This is a genomic window from Candidatus Cloacimonadota bacterium (assembly GCA_011372345.1).
GTDB lineage: Bacteria > Cloacimonadota > Cloacimonadia > Cloacimonadales > TCS61 > DRTC01.
Map to the genome: position 1 here is coordinate 1 of DRTC01000431.1, position 4379 is coordinate 4379.

At 38.5% G+C, this 4379-nt stretch carries 3 protein-coding genes; 2 read left to right on the forward strand and 1 reads right to left on the reverse strand.

Translation table 11 applies throughout. From position 1 onward, the window contains the following. Positions 1 to 454 precede the first annotated feature (454 nt). Positions 455 to 2098: a DEAD/DEAH box helicase gene (locus ENL20_08380; GenBank protein ID HHE38572.1), complete on the forward strand. Its 1644-nt coding sequence runs from the start codon at positions 455 to 457 to the stop codon at positions 2096 to 2098. A 6-nt stretch (positions 2099 to 2104) separates the two neighbouring features. Continuing rightward, positions 2105 to 4165: an elongation factor G gene (locus ENL20_08385; GenBank protein HHE38573.1), complete on the forward strand. Its 2061-nt coding sequence runs from the start codon at positions 2105 to 2107 to the stop codon at positions 4163 to 4165. Positions 4166 to 4262: 97 nt separating this feature from the next. Here ENL20_08385 and ENL20_08390 read toward each other — a convergent pair. Next, the coding region (locus tag ENL20_08390) for a hypothetical protein (protein ID HHE38574.1) at positions 4263 to 4379 on the reverse strand (117 nt) is incomplete at its 5' end.

Genomic DNA, 4379 nt, shown 5'->3' on the forward strand with positions numbered 1-4379 from the left:
ATCTAATACTAGACCATACATCATATTTTCATGTTTTCTTTGTTTAGTAGGTTTTATGAATCTTGGATAAAAACCTAAATAAATTAACAAATCATATGTTTGTTCTATAAGTTTCTTTGAAATTGTTGCAATCTTGATTTTTGGTTTATAATGAAATAAAGTAGCTAATGATTGTTTTTTTGTTTTAAAATTACTTCGATTTTTAAAAAATCCACAAAGCTTTCTTTCAGACAGCCCTTTTTAATGGTTAAGAAATTCCTGTGACATTTTGTATTTTCCAAACTTCGTTGTAGGATAAATCATAAGAAAAAATATCCAATAAGCCAAAGGCTTACTAGTATCGAACAAGGAATATTCAATTATGAAGGAGAAAAGAAAAAAAAATTCTTTGCGTCTTTCCACCCTCCGCAGTTGCACTGCTACGGAGGACGGGTGCGATAAATAAAGGAATAATATGGAAAAAACACATAACTTTGATGATCTGGGACTTTCAAACGAAATTTTGGAAATTATTAAACAAAAGGGGTTTGAAAAACCATCTCAGATACAAATTTTAACAATCCCGTTATTATTAAAAAACGAAAAAGATATCATCGGACAAGCACAAACCGGAACCGGCAAAACCGCAGCTTTCGGATTACCAATTATCGAAAATATGGAAAATACCGGTTTTACGCAAGTATTGGTTTTGACACCTACACGGGAATTGGCAATCCAGGTTTCGAAAGAGATGGCTTCGTTCCGGACAGATCGTGGTATCGGAATTCTACCGGTTTATGGCGGACAATCAATAGATGGACAACTGCGAAGATTGAAAAAGGGTGTCGAGATCGTAGTCGGAACTCCCGGCAGAATATTGGATCATCTCCAACGGAAAACTTTAAGGATAGACCAACTTTCTTACCTTGTACTCGACGAAGCAGATGAAATGCTGAATATGGGATTTATCGAAGATATCGAAAAGATTATCTCTCAAACTAATGAGGACAAGAGAATGCTGCTTTTTTCCGCGACAATGCCGACAAGAATTGTTAAACTCGCCCAGAAATTTATGGGTAAGTTCGAGGAAGTTAAAGTTCCTGCTGAAAGGCTTACCGTAGATTTGACGGATCAAATATACTTTGAAGTAAATTCATCCGACAAATTTGAAGCTTTATGCCGCATCATAGACATCGAAAAAGAATTTTATGCTCTCATCTTCTGCAGAACGAAACTGAAAGCACAACATCTGGGAAATGCTCTTTCTGATAGAGGTTACGACGCAGCAGCACTGCACGGAGATATTTCTCAAAATCAAAGGGAAAGAATTCTGGATCAGTTCAAGAAGAAAAGGATCAGTATTCTCGCTGCCACAGATGTTGCTGCTCGCGGAATTGATATTCAAGACCTTACGCATGTTTTGAACTACTCTATTCCTCAAGATCCGGATTCTTATGTTCATCGCATCGGCAGAACCGGAAGAGCCGGAAAAAGCGGAACTGCCATCACCTTCATCACACCATCGGAGTATCGAAAACTGATGCATATCCAGAAAACGGCAAAAGCAGAAATACGAAAAGAGAAGATTCCAAAAATAAAACAACTAATAAGTATGAAGCGAAAACGCATAATAGATGAGATCAGTGAGATCATCGAAACGAAATCTTTTGACGACAATTTGCCCATTGCCTACGAACTCCTGGGAGAACACAAACCGGACGAGTTAATTGCAGCAATTCTTACCCATGCCTATAGAAACGAATTTTCTCCTGAAAAATATGCGAAAATCAAAGATGTGAAAGCTCGCTCAGATAATTTTTCCCCTGACACAAAAGGAACAACTCGCTTATTTATTGCTTTGGGAAATAAAGACAAGATGACGAAAAGGAAACTGGCAGATCTGATAAAAAAAGAAGCCGGGATCAATTTTCGGCTGATTCGAGATATAAAAGTTTATGATAATTTTTCCTTTGCTAATGTTCCTTTTGCTGAAGCGGAAGAGATCATAAAAGTTTTTAGAAAAATGGGAAGAAATGACAAACCTTTGGTTGTAAAAGCAAAACCAGAAGAGAAAAAGGGAAAGTCTGATTTCGGTAGAAGTAGAAGGAAGAGGAAATGAGGAAAAATGGATATTAAAAAATTAAGAAATATCGGCATCAGTGCGCACATAGATTCCGGTAAAACAACATTAACAGAACGAATATTATATTATTGCAATAAAATTTACAGGATCGGAGAAGTTCGCGGAAAAGACGGTGTAGGTGCAACGATGGATTCGATGGAACTGGAAAAAGAGCGTGGAATCACAATCACATCTGCTGCCACCAATGTAATCTGGAAAGATCACAACCTGAATATTATCGATACTCCCGGACATGTCGATTTTACGATAGAAGTAGAGAATGCACTTCGCGTTTTGGATGGAGCAATTCTGGTTCTTTGTGCTGTCAGCGGAGTTCAATCTCAATCGATCACTGTGGACAGGCAATTGAAACGCTACAAAGTTCCGCATATTGCCTTCATCAACAAATTAGACAGAGTTGGAGCAGATCCCGAAAAAGTTACGGATCAACTTTGTGAGAAGTTGGATCATAATGCAGTTCTAATGCAGATGCCAATCGGTTTGGAAGAAGATTTTGAAGGAATAATAGATCTGATTTCCTGCAAAGCCAGATATTTTACCGGATCCAAAGGTGAGCAGGTAATGGAAACCGAAATTCCTATAGAATATAAAGTTAAAGCTTGTGAAATGCGTGAGCAGATGATAGACGCAGCCTCCATGTTCAGCGATGAACTGGCAGAAGCTTTTTTAGAAGGAAATGAAACCGAAGAGATGATCATCGAAGCTGTCAGGATCGGAACGATTTCCAGGCAGATGATCCCTGTTTTCATTGGTTCGGCTTTCAAGAATAAAGGTGTACAATTGCTTCTCGATGCGGCTGTCCGCTATCTTCCAGATCCAACCGAAAGCATTAATATCGCTCATGATAAAAACGATAATATGAGAGATATTAAACTATCATCCGATCCCGAACTTCCAACGGTTGCTTTATCGTTCAAATTGGAAAATCAGCAATACGGACAGTTGACATATTTACGGATTTATCAAGGCTCGATTTCCAAAGGTTTCGACCTGGTAAATGCCAGAACAGGAAACAAAATTAAAGTTGGACGACTCGTAAAAATGCACGCTGATAATATGGAAGATATCAAAAGTGCGAGAGCTGGTGATATAGTAGCTTTGTTCGGTGTTGATTGTGCTTTGGGCGATACTTTTTACAGCGGAAATATTCATTATACAATGCGTGAATCATATCTTCCGAAACCAATTATATCTCTTGCTCTCAGTATCAAAGACAGTAAAGATCAGGATAATCTTGCCAAGGCTCTGGCAAGATTCACAAAAGAAGATCCGACCTTCAAATCTAATGTCGATGAGGAAACCAATGAAACGATCGTGCTGGGAATGGGTGAATTGCATTTGAATGTTTACATCGAGAGAATGAGAAGAGAATATGGTGTGAATCTGGAAGTCTGCGAACCGCAAGTTTCGTATCGAGAAACCATAACAAAAGCCGTCGAATTTGATCATATTCATAAGAAACAATCCGGTGGACGAGGACAATTTGCCCGGATAAAAGGAATATTAACACACTCCGAAAAAGATGAGAATATCTTCCGGAATAAGATTCGCGGTGGCAATATTCCATCTCAATATATTCCCGGTTGTGAAAAGGGATTTTTATCAGTATTGGAAAAAGGCGGACTTGCAGGATTCCCAGTCGTGGGCGTAAAGATGACTTTGGACGATGGTGCCTTCCACGAAGTGGATTCTTCGCAACTTGCCTTTGAGATCGCTACCAGAACTGCCTTCAGACAAAATTACTTCAAAGCCAAACCGATTATCCTGGAACCGATAATGAAGGTTTCTATAGAAACTCCGTCTGAATTTCGCGGGAATATAATGGCTATTATCAATCAAAATAGAGGTATCGTTTCTGATACAGTTATAGACAATCACTTTACGCGTATCGATTCGGAAATGCCGCTATCAGAGACTTTCGGACTCGCTACACAATTCAGATCGGTAAGTCAGGGTAAAGCAGATTTCACCATGGAATTCAGTGAGTATAAACCTGTTCCGAAAAGCATCGAAGAAGAGATTTTGAAGAAGAGAGAGAAATAATTTTAGAGTGAAAAATCCGTGATATTTTTATCCACTTTTAGGAAACGACTTCGTCGTTTTGCAATAACACGGTTATTGCACTCCATATAACTCCAAATCATTCCCACTCAATCGTTCCCGGAGGTTTGGTCGTAATATCATAAAATACCGTATTTCCGAATTCCTGAATTTCGGAAGTAATCTCCTTCAAAAATTCAAAATCCATCTCATAAAC